Here is a 16,766-nt window from a genome sequence, read left to right as displayed (position 1 = left end):
CCGTATAAAGCGGGCTACAGCCGAGATAAAAGTTTTTCGTGTATATTATCAAACCCGCCGTTGGACATGACCAGGATCAGGTCGCCGGGACGGGCCCGGGGCACGAGAAAGTCAACGATCTCGTCGGCGTTCTTGAAAACATGCGCCTCCTTGCCCCGGGCGGCCAGATCGGCCGCCAGCTGGTCGGAGGAAAAGCGCTGGCCTTCCGGCACTTTTTCCGGCAGGGGCGGCCGGCTGACGCAGACCAGGTCGGCGGCGTCAAAAGCCCGGGCGTACTCCGCCTGAAACACGTTGCGCATGCTGGTGTTGGTGCGCGGCTCAAACACCGCGATCAGCCGGGCATCCGGGTAAAAGCTGCGGATTCCGGCCAAAGTTTCCGTCACCGCCGTGGGGTGATGGGCGAAATCATCCATGACGGTGATGCCGTTTTTTATTCCCCGAACCTCCTGCCGCCGCTTGACCCCGCCGAACCCGGCCAGGGCCCGGCCGATGGCGTCATGGGGAACGCCGACCATCTCGGCGCAGGCAAACGCCGCCAGGGCGTTGTACAGGTTATGGCGGCCGCTCAAGGGGCTGGTGTATTCCCCCACCAGCCTGCCGGAACGGATGATCTCAAAATCCGTCCGGCCCGTCCGGGCCGTCACCCGGCCCAGCCGCCAGTCCGAATCCTCCTTGCGGCCGTAGCGGACGATCCGGCAGGACCGGTTACCGACCAGTTCGTCGATGTTTTTGTCATCGTCAAAGGCAAACACCGTGCTCTCCGACGGTAGGCCGGAAAGCAGCCGGTCAAAACTCTTCTTGACCGCGTCAAGATCGGCGAAGATATCGGCGTGGTCGAACTCCACGCTGGTCAAAATGGTGGCAACCGCTGGATAATGAAGGAATTTCGATCCCTTATCAAAGAAGGCCGTATCATACTCGTCGCCCTCGATGACCATGTGAGGGCCCTTGCCCAACCGGTAATTGCCGCCGAAATCTTTGACCACGCCGCCGATGACAAAGGAAGGGTCAAAACCGGCCGAATGGAGAATTCCGGCCAGAAGGGAGGAGGTGGTGGTCTTGCCGTGGGTGCCGCAGACCATCAGGATTTTCCGGCCGGCGGCGGCAAAATGGTTGATGGCCTGGGGCATGGAACAGTAGGGAAGGTTCATCTCCCCTGTCTTAATGACTTCCGGGTTGTCGCGGGAAACGGCGTTTCCCACCACCACCAGGTCGGGGCCATAGGCCAGGTTGTCTCCGGAAAACCCGGAGGCCACGGCGATGCCCCGGTCGGCCAGCAGAACGCTCATGGGCGGATAGACGTTCCGGTCCGAGCCGGTGACCGCGTAGCCCAGTTCCTGAAGCATGCAGGCCAGGGCCGCCATGGCCGTGCCGCAGGCCGCGATCAGGTGAACGCGGCGCACATTATCCGGAATTCTGTTTTGTTCGGGCGCGAGCATGCCCACTTAAAACCAGATTTTCGCTTCGGACGCAATCTGTTTTATCAAAACACCTCCGCGCGGCCCTCGCCTGTCGCAAAGAAAGAAAATTTACCCCTCCGCCGGGCGGGTAAGGCGTTTCAGCTTACCGGGCAGATCGTCAAACAGGGTATAGAGGGTGGGCACCACCACCAGGGTCAGAAAAGTGGCCATGGTCAAGCCCCAGATCACCACGCTGGCCATGGAGCGCCAGTACTGGGAGGATTCGCTGACCAGGGAGATATTAAAATCCGTGAAGTTGATGGAGACGCCGGTCACCATGGGGATCAGCCCCAGCACGGTGGTCACGGCCGTGAGCATCACCGGCCGCAACCGCGTGGCGCCCCCGGCAATGACCGCTTCGCGCAGGGGCATGCCCCCGGCCCGCAGCTTATTGGTGTAGTCGATCAGCACGATGGCGTTGTTCACCACCACGCCGGCCAGGGAGATGATGCCCACGCCGGTCATGATGATGGAGAAAGGCGCGTTGATCAGAACCAGTCCCAGAAAGGCCCCGCCCAGGGAGAGCAGGACCGAGGTCATGATGATAAAGGGCTGCATCACCGAGTTGAACTGGGTCACCAGGATCAGGAAAATCAGGAGCACGGCCACGACGAAAGCCTTGGATAAAAATTTTCCGGCCTCTTCCTGTTCTTCGCTTTCTCCCGTGAAGGTAAGCTGGTATCCCGGCGGCAGGGCAAACCCGGACAACAGCTTTTCCGCCTGTATGCGCAGCACGCTTCCCGGCACCTGGGTTTCATCCACGTTGGCCTTGACCGTGATCACCCGTTTGTGGTCGATGCGGGTGATGTCGCCGATGGTGCCGGTGTGGCGGATGTCGGCCAGGGTGGTTAAAGGCACCAGTTCGCCGTTGGGCGCCGGGATCAGCAGCTTCCGCAGCACGTCGGTGTTCCGACGGTCCTTTTCCGGCAGGCGGACGCTGATGTCATAGTCATCGCCCGCCTCCCGAAAGGTGGATACGTCGACGCCGTTATACGCGGTCTTCAGGGCATAGCCGATGATGCCGGTGGACAGGCCGAACTCCGACGCCTTCTGCCGGTCAATAGTGATCTCGATGGAGGGGATCGATTCCACGTAATCATCCCGCACGTCCTCGATGTGGGGAAGCTGGGAGATGGCCTCCCGGATTTTCTGGGCCAGTACGCCCAGAACCCGGTAGTCGGTGCCGGAAATCTCGATGTTGATCGGTGCGCCGGTGGGCGGTCCCTGGTCTTCCTCCTTGATGGAGATGCGGGCGCCGGGAATGTCGCGGATGCGCCCCCGGATCTCCTGAATCTCATCAAAGGTGGGGTGGTGGCGATCCTCCAGGTCGATAAACTGAACGCCCAGGTGGCTGGCGCTGGTCTGGGAAAAAATGCTGGTGCTGGCCTTGAGCGCGCTGGTGGCGTACACATGCTCGATGTTGGCCAGGTCGCTGGGGCCTTCGAACACCGTGCCCTTCCGGGTTTCATGGGACTTGGACCGGTAAGCGGCCTCATACAGGTCCAGCGGAATATGGTCGAGGGCTTCCGGGTGGTCGGCCCGTACCCCGGACACGGCGATCTCCACCCGGCGGACGACCTTGTCGATATAATCGATGTCGGCCCCCTCCGGCGGGTCCACGTTGATGTAGATGTTATTGGGCTGAATGGATGGGAAAAATTCCACCGGCCGGTCCACGCCCACCACGATCAGCCACAGCAGGATGCAGCCGACCATCATGCCGAAGGCGCCGAACAGCACCTTGCCGGGGTTATCCAGCACCTCGCGCATCATGCGGCTGTAAAACATCAGGACGCGGCCTTTGATCTCGACGGGTTTTTCACCGCCCCTGAGCATCTCCTCCGCCGTCATGCTCCGTCCGGGCACGGCGCCGCCGGCCTTCAATTTCATGTAATAGGTAGCCAGGGCCGGATTGATGACCATGGCGACAAAAAGGCTGGAGGAAAGAGTGACCACCAGGGTGATGGGCAGGTATTTCATGAACTCGCCCATAATGCCGGGCCAGAAAATCATGGGGAAAAAGGCGGCCACCGTGGTCAGGGTGGAACCGATGACCGGGTAGGACACTTCCGAGGTGGCGGCCATGGCCGCCTGGAGCCGGGGCACGCCCTGCTCCATGTAACGGTAGATGTTCTCCACGATCACGATGGCGTTGTCCACCAGCATGCCCAGGGCCAGGGTCAGGGAAAACAGTACCACCATGTTCAGCGTCACGCCCAGGGCATAGAGCACGATAAAGGAGAGCAGCATGGAAAAGGGGATGGCCAGGCCCACCAGCACGGCATTGCGAAGCCCCAGGGAGAACAGCAGCACCCCGACCACCAGCAGCAGGCCGGACAGAATATTGTTTTCCAGGTCCTTGACCATGTTGTGTATATCCTTGGCCTGATCCATAAGCTTAGTCACGGTGATGCCCGGCGGCCACTGGGTCCGGCGCTGGACGATCAGGGCGTCAACGGCCTCAGCGATGGCAATGATGTTCTCACCGGCCCGTTTCTTGACGGAAATATTGACGGCGTTGTGGCCGTCCAGCCGGGACCGGCTGGTCTCGTCCTTGAAGTCGTCCACCACCACGGCCACGTCCTTTAAATAGATGGGCCGTCCCTGGTGGGTGGCCACCACCAGTCCGTATACCTCCTCCGGTGTTTCAAACTCGCCGGGTACGCGCACCTGGAATCGCCCGTCACCCAGCGTTACCGTTCCGCCGGTCGTGTTCTGGTTCTCACCGGGCACCACGGTCTGGAACGCGGTGATGGGAATGCGGTAATAGGCCAGCTTGTCCGGATCCACCTCGATACGGATTTCCCGCTCCCGGGTGCCGGTGACCTCCGCTTCCAGGACGCCGGAGATGGCCTCGATCTCGTCCTCCAGATCGTCGGCGATCTTTTTCAGGGTTCGCATGTTGTAAGGGCCGGCAAACGAGTAGACCACGATGGGCACGTCAGAAAAATTCACCTCGTACACCGACGGGTCGTTCTCCAGGTCCGTGGGCAGGTCGGGTGCCGCATCGTCCACCTTGTTTTTCACCTTCTGCAGCACGTCGTCGATATTGGTGCCGGGAATAAACTCGATATCGATGTAGGAGATGCCTTCGGAGCTGACCGACACGATCTTCTTGACGTCATCCAGATTTTTCAGCTTTTTCTCGATGGGGATGGTGATGGACGTCTCGATATCCTGGGAGGCCACGCCCCGGTAAGTGGTGGAGACAAACACGTGGGGAATTTCAATGTCCGGAGCGCTCTCCCGGGGAAGGGCCAGGTAGCACCAGGTGCCGGTGACCAAAATGATAAACGCCAGCACCATCACGCTGACGCGGTTTTTTATGGCGGTATCGGAAATAATCATTGCATTACCATGGCCGGGTCGGCGACGGTCCGGGTGACGGTGACCTTCTGGCCGTCGGCCACCTGTTTCTGGCCCACGACAATGACCTGCTCGCCGAAGTCAAGGCCGGATGTGATCTGAACGTTGAATCCTTCCACGATGCCCAGGCCGACCTCCCGGAGATGGGCCACCCCGTCCTTTTCCACCATGACGGTGTTCACGGCATTGGAGGTGACGACGTAAAGCGGCAGCACCACCGCGTTGTCCACGGTCTGCTTGACCACGTCCACCCGGGCGAACATGTCCGGCAGGATCTGGGCATCCGGGTTGTCCAGCAGAATTTCAAGATCGTAAAGCCGGGCCATGGGATCGGCGGTTTTGGACAGAAAATGCTTTCGGCCGGTCACTGTTTTGCCGCTCAGGGCGGCGATGGTCACGGAGAATTCGCTCAGGCCGCGCACCGCCGGCATATCCGTTTCGGGAATGCCCACGGTCACCTTGACCGGGTCGATCTGCAGGATTTCGGCCACCTCCTGGTTGGGGTTTATCACCTGGCCCACTTCGATAAAAACCCGGTTGATGATGCCGGAAATCGGGGCCCGGATGACGCACCGGTCCAGGTCCAGGGCCGCGGTCTCCAGGGCGGCCCGATAATTTTCCACGGCCGCGTCGGCCGCGTCCAGGTCCGACTTTCTGGCCAGCTGTTCATTGTAAAGCTCGGTCAGCCGCTGCTGGGTGGCCAGGGCCGACTCTAAAGAGGCGTAGGCCCCGTCGCGGGTGTTCTGGTATTTGCGGGAATCGATGACCGCCAGTTGTTCGTTCTTTTTTATCACGGCCCCTTCGCGGGCGTTTTTTTCAAACACCTCGCCGGCCACCTGGGAAACCACGTTGAGCCGCACCCAGGCGCCGATGGTGCCGGGCAGGTTGATGCGGTCGGAGATGGTCCGGGGGGCCGTCGTGTAGGTGACCACGTTGACCGTGGCCTGTTCCTGACCCAGTTCGGCCCGCCGCCGGGCCTCCACGTTCGCTTTCCGGATGATAAAAACAAGGATCAGCAGAAGAATCACCAGCGCGGGAACGCCATAGGCCAGGAAGGCCCGCAGCAGTTTTTGGCCGAATGGCCTCTCCGGCGGTGCGGTGTGAGATATGCTCATATGTCGGTTAAAACCCCCATAACGGTTTCAAAAAACGTACCGGTGGCCTTTTCCAGGCGAAGGGAAGCAATGGCGCATTCAAATTCGGCCACGGCCAGTTCCTTGGCCGCCTGGGTAAAAAGGGTGTTGGCGTCGATCTTATCAATGCTGGTGGCCAGTCCGTTCTCAAACTGCCTGGAAACCGCGGCAAAGTTTTCCCGGGCAAAAGTCAGTTTGTCGAAAAGGGCCTCGCGCCGCCGAAGCCGGGAGGAGAGGTCGCGCCAGGCCTGCTCCACTTCCACCCGGATATCCTTCTCCAGCGCCTCCCGGGCCAGCCGGGCCTTTTCCAGCTCGGCCTCGGCCGTTCCCGTACTGGCCTTGCGCAGGCCGCCGTCAAAGATCGGCACACTGACCGATACGCCGCCATGAATGCTCTCCTCCTCCGGTCGGAATTCTTTCGGCTCCACGTCGGTGTAAGCGTACCCCCCTTCCAGGGTGACAGTGGGCCAGTAGGCGCTTTTTTCCAGCCTGATCTGGGATTGCGCTATCTTCTCGGCCACTTTTCGGGTCCGCAGGTCCGGTCGAAGCAGAAGCGCCCGGCCCTGGAGATCGGCCAGGTTTTCTTTAGAAAGAGGCGTAATGCCGGTAACCGGGGGTGGTGCAATGATAAAAGAGGCGTCAAGACCCACCAGACGGCTCAATGAGGATTCGGTCAGGTAGCGGGCGTTTTGCGCTTCGGTCAGGTCGGCCCGGGCGCTGGAAAGTTCGGCGTCGGTGCGGTAGACGTCGGGCCGGGTCACCTCGCCCAGTCGCAGCCGGGCCTCCACCGCGGCCCGGTGCTTTTCCAGCCGTTCCAGGTTTTCTTCGGCCGCTGTTTCCATTTCCGAGGCTTTGAGCGCGTCAAAATAGGTGGCGGCCACCGTCAGCAGATAGTTTTCCTTTGCTTCGCGTAGTTGATACTCTTTTCCCTCGACATTGTCCGCGGCAATGCCGAAGGCCAGAAGCTCCCGGCCGTTAAGCGTAAACGTGTAAGTCAGCAGCCCCCCCCAGGCGTTGGATTGTTCGGGTTGATTGAAATTGGCCTCGGTATTGCGAACGTATCGGTCAAAAGCTGTTATTCTGGGCATCAGGGCGGAAAAGGCGGCGTCCTTGTAGTTCTGCGCGATACCCAGATCGGCCTCGGCTATTTTGATGGTTTCAGCCCGCTCCAACGCCAGTTTGTAAAGGTCGGGCAGGGCATAACCCGCGGGCGCCGGCGGATTTTCTTCCGCGCCGGCGGCCAATCCCGCCGCCAGCAGCCACAGAAAAACAACCATGATAAATCGTATATTCATAAATTTTTTTATTACGCTTGATTCCCGCTCATACCATTTACGATTCGGATCAATCCGACGCGGTTACACGGCTCTCACCTGTTCGCCAGCATGCCGCTGACGAGCAGCTTCATGTAGGCCTGTGATGTTTTTTCAATCTTAAAACCCGGATCAAACCAGGCCTGGACTCCCAGGCCGTCCCAGGATCCCACCATGGCCGCGGCAATGGCCCGGGAGTTGACCTCTTTTTTAAATTCGCCGTCGGTCATCCCGCCCTGGATAATGCCGGCCACGATCCGGCGGAACCTTTCGTAAATGTCCCGGACTTCCGTTTCCATCCGGGTCCTCTTCTCCGGGGAGGCGGACACCGCGGCCGCCCAGAACTCCATGCTCAAAGTGTAGAAGTGCCGGTGCCGGGCGATCCATGAAACAATGGCGCTGTTGAGGGCCATCAGCCGACGGGCGGCACTTTTCCCGGCCGCTTTTCTCAAAGCCGCTTCAGCGATATCGCCGCTTTCCTGAATCACATGTTTGAACACGGCGAAAAAAAGGTCATCCTTGCTTTTGAAATATTCGTACACCGTGCCCTTGCCGATTTGGGCGGCCGACGCCACCTCGGCCATCAGCGTACGGGTATAGCCCTTTTCGGCAAACACGCCGACCGCCGCCTGAATGATCAGCGCTTTGCGCTCTGTTCGACTGGGACGTTTCATGGTCACGACTCATCCTTTCCCGGTGACGGAATTAGTTGCCCCGTTACCGGGGATTGGTTCCCGACCGACCGGCCGGTCAGTTTCGAACTATAGGGATTTAACGCGCGCGTGTCAAACAGGATTTTTTAGGATGGTAAAATCGATCGGATATGATATTGATCTAAAATAATGGAACCGCCCATGTTCACCAACATCAATTTTGAATCCATTGTCGCCAATCTTCATGAAGCCCTGTTCGTGGTCGACCGGGACCGGCGCATTCAATACTGGAACCGGGCCGCGGAAAACCTGACCGGGTTTACGGCCGGGGAAGTCATCGGCTTGCGCTGTTCGGCCAACATCCTGATTCATATAGACGCCGATGGAACCAGCCTGTGTGGAGAAGGGTGCCCTCTGGACGCGACCATCCGCGACGGGGAAACCCGTCAGGCGGAAGTATTCATGCGTCACAAGTCGGGACACCGCCTGCCGGTTCTGGTGCGGGTAACCCCGCTGCGCAACGAGCAAGGTGAGATTATCGGCGGCATCGAACTGTTTTCGGACAACACCGCCCGACAGGCCCTGCGGGTGGAAATTGCCCGGTTGCGGCAGCTGGCCCTGATCGACCCCCTCACCGAACTGCCCAACCGGCGGTATATCGAATCCCATATCCTGTCATCCCTGGCGATGCTGCTGCGGATCGACATCCCCTTCGGCCTGCTGTTCATGGACATCGACAACTTCAAGGCATACAACGACACGCACGGCCACCTGGCCGGCGACCGGGCCCTGAAAACCGTGGCCGACACCTTCCGCCACGCCATCCGTTCCTTTGATATTGTCGGCCGCTGGGGAGGAGAGGAATTTCTGGGCGTGTTTCCCAATATTACCGCCGACACCCTGCGTCAGACCGCCGAACGGTTGCGCATGCTGGTGGAACATTCGCTGGTGAAGACGGAAAGTCGCCTGTTACCCGTGACGATCTCCGTGGGCGGCGTGATAGCCTCGCCGGAGGACACGATGGAATTGCTGATTCACAAAGCCGACACTGCCCTTTACAGGAGCAAGCAATCGGGAAAGAACCGGGTCACCATTCATGAGGCCGGTTCGTAAAATTCCAATCCCGGCGTCGCGTTTATTTCTCTTTCAGGTCTTTTAAAATCTTGTCGGCGTGTTGCGGATAATATTTGAGCAGGCACTCCGGGCAGACGCCGTGGCTGAACTCGGCGTCGGAATGCTTCTGGATATACGTTTCCACCTGCTGCCAGTACCCCTTGTCGTCGCGGATTTTTTTGCAGCAGGCGCAGATGGGCACGATGCCCTTGAGGGTCTTGACCTGGTCCAGGGCGTCCTGAAGCTGGCGGATGAGTTGATCCTTTTCCTGCTGCTGTCTCCGGATGGTTTTTATCAGCAGGGCCTTTTCCATGGCCACCTGCACAGTACGGCAGAAGGCCTCGTCCTGAACTCTCCCTTTGACCACGTAGTCCATGGCCCCCTGTTTCATGGCCCGGACGGCGATCTCCTCGTTGCCCGCGCCGGTCATCATAACCACCGGGAGGGGAACCTCACCGGAACCGCCGGCGATCTTCTCCAGAAAATCAAACCCGTCCCCGTCCGGCAGGCGGTAGTCCAGCAGGACACAGTCCGGCTGCCGCTGACGATATCGCTTCAGGCCGTCGGTGACGGATTCGGCCTCTTCCAGAACATAGTCATACACCATGCATTTTCCCAGGAAACGCCGGCAGGCGTCGCGGTCTTCCTTGGCGTCATCGACGACCAGCACCCGGACGGATGATCCGGCCGGAATGGGACTGTTCATTCCCTGTCTCCTTTCGGCAAAACGGTTATCTCAAACCAGTAGTCCTTCACCATGGTAACGGCCCGGACAAATCCCTCCAGGTCCACGGGCTTCTGGATGTAACTGTTGGCGCCCCGGTCATAGCACATGCGTACGTCCCGGTCATCCCCGGAAGTGGTCAGTACCACCACCGGAATCCGGCGCAGGCGTTTGTCCCCCTTGACCGCTTCCAGCACCTCCCGTCCGTCCGTTCCCGGCAGATTCAAATCCAGCAGGATAATGCCCGGCCGGGGCGACGAAGCGGCATCCGTGTACCGGCCCCGACGGTAAAGAAAATCCAGGGCGTCCTCACCGTCGGTGCAGCGGTAAATGGCGTTTCTCAAGCCGGACCGGCGCAGCACCCGCACCGTGGCCTCATAATCTTCGGGGCTGTCTTCAACGATCAGCAGATGGGGCGACACAGCAGTCATTTATTTCTCCCGCCGGCAGCGTAAACCAGAATCTACTGCCCTGCCCGTATTCAGAGGTAACCCCCATGGCGCCGCCATGGCGTTCAACAATACGGCGGGCCAGGGTCAGGCCCGACCCGGTGCCGCCGCCATACTGATCCCGGCCATGCAGCCGCTTGAATATCGTAAACACCTTTTCCCGGTGCTTGTCCGGAATCCCGATGCCGTTGTCCCGGACATAAAACGTCACAAAACCGGGATGCTCATCCCGGGCCCAGCCGATCTCCACCTGTTTAACGCGGTTGTCATTATATTTTAAGGCATTGGATATCAGGTTGCGAAACACTTCCCCCACCCGCGCCCGGTCACACATAACCGCCGGCATGTCATCAGCAACGGTAACTTCCACCTGGTGCCCCTCCAGAAGGGGTACCATGGTCTCCAGCACCCCCCGGACCAGTTCACCGGTATCGGTCCGCTGCGTGGCCAGTTCGATCTGGCTGACCCGGGAATAGAGCAGCAGGTCATCCAGCAGGGATTCCAGCCGGCGCGTCAGCCGCATGAGGACGAGAAGCTTGTCCTTGCCCGCCTCGTCCAGCCGGTCGGCGTAGTCTTCCAACAGAAAGGAAGAATAGTTGTGAATACCGCGCAGGGGTTCCTTGAGATCGTGGGAAGCGATGTAGGCGAAATCCTCCAGCTCCCGGTTGCTGCGCTCCAGGCCGGCCGCGTACCTGGCCAGCTCGTCCCTGGCGCGGGCCAGTTCCTCCTCGGCCTGTTTGCGGTCGGTGATATCAATGATCGTGCCTTGCAGGCCGACCGGCGTTCCCGCCTCATCGCAGATGTTCTGAATGCTGTCATAAACCCAGCGGATCCGCCCGTCCTTCCGGTAAATGCGGTATTCCCGATCATAGGCGAATCCGGGGATGGCATGCAGCCGGGACTCTTCGACCGTAAACATATTCTTCAAATCGTCCGGATGAATCAGGGCGTCCCAGCGCATTCCCCCGGAAACAAAATCACCCTCCGTGTAGCCCGTGATCTCCTCCACGGCGCCATGAAAAAACTCCACCGAAAAATCCATGCGGCCCCGGTAAGCGATTCCCCGGAACCGTTCCACAAAAGAACGATATCGCTGTTCATTCTCCAGCAGCGCCTCCTGCAGGCGGTAACTTTCGGTCACGTCCCGGAACACCAGCACCACCCCCAGGATCCGGCCGGTCCGGTCCTTGATCGGCGCGCCCGAATCAGCGATCTGCCGTTCCCGGCCGTCCAGCGTGATCAGGGCGGTATGATTGGCCAGTCCCACGATAGCGCCCGACATCAGCACTTTGGTGACAGGGTCGGTCACCGGGTCCCGGGTGCGGGAATTGATGATCCGGAACACGTCGGTCACGGGCCGGTTGCCGGCATCGTCAAAAAACCAGCCGGTCAGCTGCTCCGCCACCGGATTCATGCGGGTAATGCGTCCGCGGGTATCGGTGGTGATGACGGCGTCTCCGATGGAGTAGAGGGTGACCCGCAGGTTTTCTTCGCTTTTCCGCAGATCCCGCACCATCTCCCGCTGAATGAAGGCATAAAAAACAAACGCCCAGGCCATGGGCAGGAGAGCACCCGCGTAATCCTCATATCTGTCAAGGGTCGCCGTTATCCCTTTCCACTCCACCCAGAGGCAGCAAGCGTAGAACAGGGTTATCAGCAGAAGGACGGCGAGCAGCATCCTGACGTCCGGACCCTTGATCCGCTTCCACCCGGCCGCCAGGGATATGAGGGCGGCAGCCGCTGCCAGCAGCATGACGCAATCGGTGGCGGAGACAAACGTCATTGTCTCTCTCCCTTTTCCCCGGGGGAGAATTTACAGCACCATACGGCCAGCGCCGCCGTGCTGACGGCGTAACAGAGATGTTCCAGCGCATTTAAAACGTCGGGCCAGAAGAAGTCTTCGAAAACGGTCATCACACAGCCCGCCAGGAAAATACTGTAGGAAAACAGCAGCAGTTTCCAGCCGGGAGTGCGCTCAAGGTGAGTTTTATTGACCATGGCGAAAAAAAAGACCGCGATACCCAGCGCCAGCATAATGATTTCATTTTCATGAATCATGGGAACTTTCCGGATTCTTCAAACAACATCCTTGTTACAATGAATACGGGTAAACGCCCCGCGGCAGGGGAAGCCATCGGCCCCGTTCAGCATCCGTCGGTCAACAGAGAATGCCCGCGATGGAGAGCGGCTTGCGGAGAGAGGAACTTGTCTTCCGGCCTGCGAATGCTTGCATATGAGCCCGTTATCCGTCTCCCTTCCCCGGTCGCGGATAACGACAATCAACGCGGATGCGGGCATATGAGAACGCCCGCCCTTCTAATTTGCAATTAGATTAGCATGTCGTACGAAAAAATACAAATTGTTTTTTATCAGACCGTCTCATCTTCCGGCAGGTCCAGGTCAAGGTCGGAAGCCGGGGGCGGTGTTTGCACCGCCGGTTCCCCCTTTCCGGCAAACCTTCCTCGCCATTCTACCGGCCGCCACAGACCGCCGGCGCTGTAGCATTCCCAGGCCCACTTCAGCCAGGTGACAACGGCCAGGGCCAGCCACAGGGCCCAGAGCAGAATCAGGATCCGGTAAACGATGATCGGCAGGGAAAACACCCAGGCCCGGGGCAGGACATCTCCGGAAATATCCTGATACCAGTTGAGCAAGTAGTTGCCGGATCCGTTACCGGCGATCTGCATGTCCGGATACCCCAGCAACCCCTGCTTGATACCGAACAGCAGGGCGGACATGGCGGCGACGGACAGCCCCGCCAGCGCTATCTGGGTAAGGTTAAAAACAAAACCGGGGAGGCGGTCCGGCGCTCTTTTCCGGTACCCCATTGCCAGGAACCAGGCCGCCACCGGCAGGGCGATCAGCAGCGACGCCTGGGTCAGCCCCAGGGCCAGCAGCAGCCAGTGCCGAAAGCGCAGCGGAGTGACATCCAGCCGGCCGAGCCCGGCCGACATCAGCAGAATCACCACCACGACACTCCAGAACAGAACCGCCGGCCCCACGTGGGGACCGCCGCACAGCAGCACCCAGCGATTCCTCGGCATATGAGTCGTAATAAACGAATCCACGCTGGCCATACCCAGACCCACCGCCGGCGTCAGCCATTTCCAGCCCAGATCCCGGTTCTCCCGCCAGGTCAGCCGGATTTCCTGTTGCCCGGGCGTCAGCGGCAGGACCACGTTGCGGCCGCTCTGGCGGATGGCCTGGGAAGCGCCGTTGATCTCCACCGTCTGCAGAACGGCCTGGTCCGGCAGTATCACGGTCTGCCGGCTGCCCCGGCTGCTGCGGATGGTCATGTCCAGTTCGGTCTGCGTGATCCGCTGGCCCGGCCGGACCGTCAGCCGGGTCTTCTCGATGGTATGGGTCTGCCCGCCCACGCCTTCCGGACGGTTCAGGTTAATGGTCACCTCTTCTCCCGGCCAGGGACGCCATTCCGGCAGCCAGCTGCCGGTCCGGTCCTGGTGATGAATCACCGGGATGCCCTGGATCTCGGCATGCCAGATCGGACCGACATTGACGTTCCAGGCCTCTGTCCAGTCCAGTGTGTCCGCCGCTTTCAACACCAGCCGGTCCGCCACCTCCAGGGTGGAAGACCATTCGAATTCCGCCTGGTTCGGCCCCAGGTTCAGCAGCACCCGGCCGTTCTCCACGGGAATTTCCGTGGTGACGGACTCTCCGGCCAGAAGGGGGATGGCCGTCACCACGGCCGTTCCGGCCGGCGTCAGCCGCCGGACCCGGGTATCCACCCGCCAGGTCAGCCCCAGAGACAGGGTCCGGGTCACTTCCAGAAACGGCGGCAACAGCACCGGATCAAACGACTCTCCGGCCGATTCGCCGGCAGCTATGCTGTCCCGTCCGGTCCGGGAAAACTGCAACTGATCGTCGGCCGCGCCGTTGTCATGAAGTCCTTCGACGGTCCATCCTTCGGCCTGGACCTCGACATAACGCGGCTTCAACGGCAGGGGCAGCTGCACGGTCTGCCGCCGGGGCAGAGGCCCCCGCAGATCCACCTGGTGTTTTCCGGAGGCGACATTCAGCCACAGGGTTCCGCTGGCGGGAGAGCGATACAGGTCGGTCACGGGGCGGTCATCCACCAGAACCGTTTCCGGCAGCCAGTGCTGGTCGGATCCCGGCAGGGGTACGGCCACGCCGTCACTCAGGCCGTGTATTTCCATCCGGATCCGGAGTGACGTATTGTCCATGACCACTTTCATGCGGGGGCTGGCGGCACAACCGGGCAGACAGTCGGGCGGATCCCGATCGGTCAGTCTGGCCTTCAATTCCTGCAGCAGGGAGTCCGGCGGAAAGGTGTCGGCGGACCGTGCCTCGGGAACGGCCGCCAGGACGCAAACCATCAGGACCAGGGCCATGGCCGGTCCCGGCCGGATAGCGGAAAAATCAAACCCGCGGCCGCTGGCATACCCCACCCCGGCCAGCCCGAACATCATGACCGCCAGCAGGGTCGCCCGCGCCAGGGCCAGTAAAAGATTGGCGCCCGGCGAGAGGAAGATAAACGTCATCTGTTCCCCCCGGCCCACCGGACCGTTCCAGGAAAAGGATACCTGGCGCCAGTTCCAGTTGGGGATGCCCGGTCCGGTCTGGATTTTGGCGCCGGTATCCACCATGGCGACCTGGGCTTGCCGGCTCCGGCCCGGGTATGACGCGGCAACGGACGCTTCGGGAGCCGGGGCGGCCATCTGCTCCGCCACCATCCCGGCCTCGATCCTGGCCATCGCGTGGACCTTGTCGAGCCGGACGTCGGCCGTCTCTTCCTGTTCGCCGAAGGGACCCATCACCTGCCAGGGTTGCTCCAGTTGAGGATAAAAGCCGGTCCTGATCTGAGTCACCATGAACGGCAGGCTGATCACCACCAGGCTGATCAGGGCGCCCAGCCGGTAATAATCAACCAGGAAACGGATTCGGCCCTTCGGCAGCACCCGCAGCAGGGCCACGGCCGCCAGCAGATGCAGCCAGACCCAACGGGGAGCGCCGGCCTCGTGGTTGATCAGGACAACGGTAATCAGGCACACCGCCCCCCATTTCCAGCCGCGGAGCCTGGCCGCCGCCACGGCGATAATCAGCACCAGGAACAAATCCAGCAGTTCCCACTGTTTCAGCCAGGTCTGCCGGATATTGTCGATGCCGGCGGCATGCAGCAGGGACCAGCCGGGCGGCAGATTCAACGTGCCCTTGACCGACTGGAAATCCCGGTCCCAGCCGGTCACCGGCAGACGGCCGGCGGTTTCGGCCCGGCTCTCCGCGGTCAGATCAACGGACCCGTAGCGCATCTCGACGCCGGCCTTGTCCGCGCCGGCCAGCCGGGTGATAAACTGCTCCTGACCGTTGACGGTGACGCGGCCCAGTTCCTGGGGCGGCCCCATCTCCAGCCGCCAGCCGGTGGTCATGGTGCCGGAGATATGATCCCGGATGGAAACGCCGCCGCCGTCAAAATTCAGCCACAGGGTCCGCTCCAGATTGAGCTGATCCGGGGCCGGCTGGGGATCCCCCCGTTTCTTTTCCACAAAGGACATCTTATCCCTGGGGGTCATGACGTAAACCGGATACTGCCGCCACTCCTCCGGCACGGTGGTCTGAAGGGGGTCAACCTGGGCCGGTCCCTCCACCGCCACCTGGCGCAGGTGCCGACGGGCGTCAAAGGCCCAGATCTCCTCATCAGCGCCAAAACCGCCGACCGCGTCCAGGATCAGTTCGGACACCGGTCCCTGATGTCGGGTTACGATTTCAATGGTCCACTTGCCGGGCCGGACCTGCGCCACCAGGGTGCCGTCGGTGTCGATCTTGACGGGCAGGTCGCTGTCGATCCGCATGGGAGTAAATTGTCCGGTATCCGCCTGCCCCAGACGGGCTTCCCGGTGCCGACCCGACACGGACAGTTCCAGGCGGGTAATCAGCCGCAGGGGGATATCGTCCTGAATCAGTCGATGCACCCGCACCTGCAGCCGGTTTTCCTGGGTTTCGGCCGCCGCCTCCCGGTCTCCCTCCTGCCTCAGCCAGAGACGGCCCTCCCTGTCCAGACGGGGAAAAGCCACCGGCCGGCCGTCAACAACCAGCCGGATCAGGCCCGTCTGCTCCGGCACGCGGAACCACTCCGGAAGGCGGTTAAAATAAAAGGCCCCGCTGATCGTATACTCACCGGGAGCGGAAATCCGCACTGAGGGGCGGCCGTCCCTGTCGCCGACCGGATGGGCCGTGCCGTTGACCGTCACCTCCTGGGGCCACAGGCCTTCCCCGCCCGGCAGGGTCAGCCAGAGGTCTTCGGCATACACGCGCCACTGCTGGGAGAAGGCCGCGGTCGACTTCTGAACATCCAGGGTCAGAAACGACGGCCAGGCACAAATGGCTTGTTCGCCGTCATTGAAAACGATCGGGCAAACGTCCTGTTGTTCACCGTACAGGGCCCACTCGACCCATGGCCGCAAAGCGTCCGGAACGTCCTGGCGGGAAAGGGGGGCGGCCGTAACCGACGCCGCCAGCAGCAAGCACATAAAAGTAACGGATAGGGTTCGCATGGGGCCTTCCTCTCTGATTTTTGAA

At 60.9% G+C, this 16,766-nt stretch carries 11 protein-coding genes; 1 reads left to right on the top strand and 10 read right to left on the bottom strand.

What is annotated here, in order from left to right:
• Positions 1-14: 14 nt before the first annotated feature.
• The 5 genes from mpl to AB1724_00960 all read right to left on the bottom strand — a co-directional run bounded on the left by mpl (position 15) and on the right by AB1724_00960 (position 7,946).
• On the bottom strand, positions 15-1,439 hold the full coding sequence (gene mpl, locus AB1724_00980; GenBank protein MEW6076363.1) for a UDP-N-acetylmuramate:L-alanyl-gamma-D-glutamyl-meso-diaminopimelate ligase: 1,425 nt from the start codon (positions 1,437-1,439) through the stop codon (positions 15-17).
• Positions 1,440-1,529: 90 nt separating this feature from the next.
• Complete coding sequence (locus AB1724_00975) at positions 1,530-4,808, bottom strand: efflux RND transporter permease subunit (GenBank protein ID MEW6076362.1); 3,279 nt, start codon at positions 4,806-4,808, stop codon at positions 1,530-1,532.
• On the bottom strand, positions 4,805-5,941 hold the full coding sequence (locus AB1724_00970) for an efflux RND transporter periplasmic adaptor subunit (protein ID MEW6076361.1): 1,137 nt from the start codon (positions 5,939-5,941) through the stop codon (positions 4,805-4,807). The genes AB1724_00975 and AB1724_00970 overlap by 4 nt, the downstream gene beginning before the upstream one ends.
• The gene (locus AB1724_00965) at positions 5,938-7,254 is read right to left on the bottom strand and encodes a TolC family protein (GenBank protein MEW6076360.1); all 1,317 of its coding nucleotides are present in this window, start codon (positions 7,252-7,254) and stop codon (positions 5,938-5,940) included. Before AB1724_00965 ends, AB1724_00970 begins: the two co-directional genes overlap by 4 nt.
• Before the next feature lie 74 nt (positions 7,255-7,328).
• Entirely contained in the window at positions 7,329-7,946 is a 618-nt protein-coding gene (locus AB1724_00960; GenBank protein MEW6076359.1) for a TetR/AcrR family transcriptional regulator, read from the bottom strand.
• A gap of 180 nt (positions 7,947-8,126) precedes the next feature.
• On the opposite strand from AB1724_00960, the gene AB1724_00955 reads away from it, so the two are divergent.
• On the top strand, positions 8,127-9,038 hold the full coding sequence (locus AB1724_00955) for a sensor domain-containing diguanylate cyclase (protein ID MEW6076358.1): 912 nt from the start codon (positions 8,127-8,129) through the stop codon (positions 9,036-9,038).
• A gap of 22 nt (positions 9,039-9,060) precedes the next feature.
• Here AB1724_00955 and AB1724_00950 read toward each other — a convergent pair whose 3' ends face one another.
• The 5 genes from AB1724_00950 to AB1724_00930 all read right to left on the bottom strand — a co-directional run bounded on the left by AB1724_00950 (position 9,061) and on the right by AB1724_00930 (position 16,741).
• On the bottom strand, positions 9,061-9,744 hold the full coding sequence (locus tag AB1724_00950) for a response regulator (protein MEW6076357.1): 684 nt from the start codon (positions 9,742-9,744) through the stop codon (positions 9,061-9,063).
• Positions 9,741-10,193, bottom strand: coding sequence for a response regulator (locus AB1724_00945; GenBank protein MEW6076356.1), 453 nt, complete (start codon positions 10,191-10,193; stop codon positions 9,741-9,743). The genes AB1724_00950 and AB1724_00945 overlap by 4 nt, the downstream gene beginning before the upstream one ends.
• Positions 10,159-11,994 (bottom strand): PAS domain S-box protein, encoded by a 1,836-nt coding sequence (locus AB1724_00940; GenBank protein MEW6076355.1) that lies wholly within the window; start codon positions 11,992-11,994, stop codon positions 10,159-10,161. The genes AB1724_00945 and AB1724_00940 overlap by 35 nt, the downstream gene beginning before the upstream one ends.
• Positions 11,991-12,269, bottom strand: a complete 279-nt coding sequence (locus AB1724_00935; GenBank protein MEW6076354.1) for a hypothetical protein — start codon at positions 12,267-12,269, stop codon at positions 11,991-11,993. The genes AB1724_00940 and AB1724_00935 overlap by 4 nt, the downstream gene beginning before the upstream one ends.
• Before the next feature lie 311 nt (positions 12,270-12,580).
• Positions 12,581-16,741: a hypothetical protein gene (locus AB1724_00930; protein MEW6076353.1), complete on the bottom strand. Its 4,161-nt coding sequence runs from the start codon at positions 16,739-16,741 to the stop codon at positions 12,581-12,583.
• Positions 16,742-16,766 lie beyond the last annotated feature (25 nt).

The organism is Thermodesulfobacteriota bacterium (assembly GCA_040753795.1).
Lineage (GTDB): Bacteria > Desulfobacterota > Desulfobacteria > Desulfobacterales > Desulfosudaceae > JBFMDX01.
The sequence above is the reverse complement of the archived record's forward strand: the minus strand, read 5'-3'. Positions and strand labels throughout refer to the sequence as shown.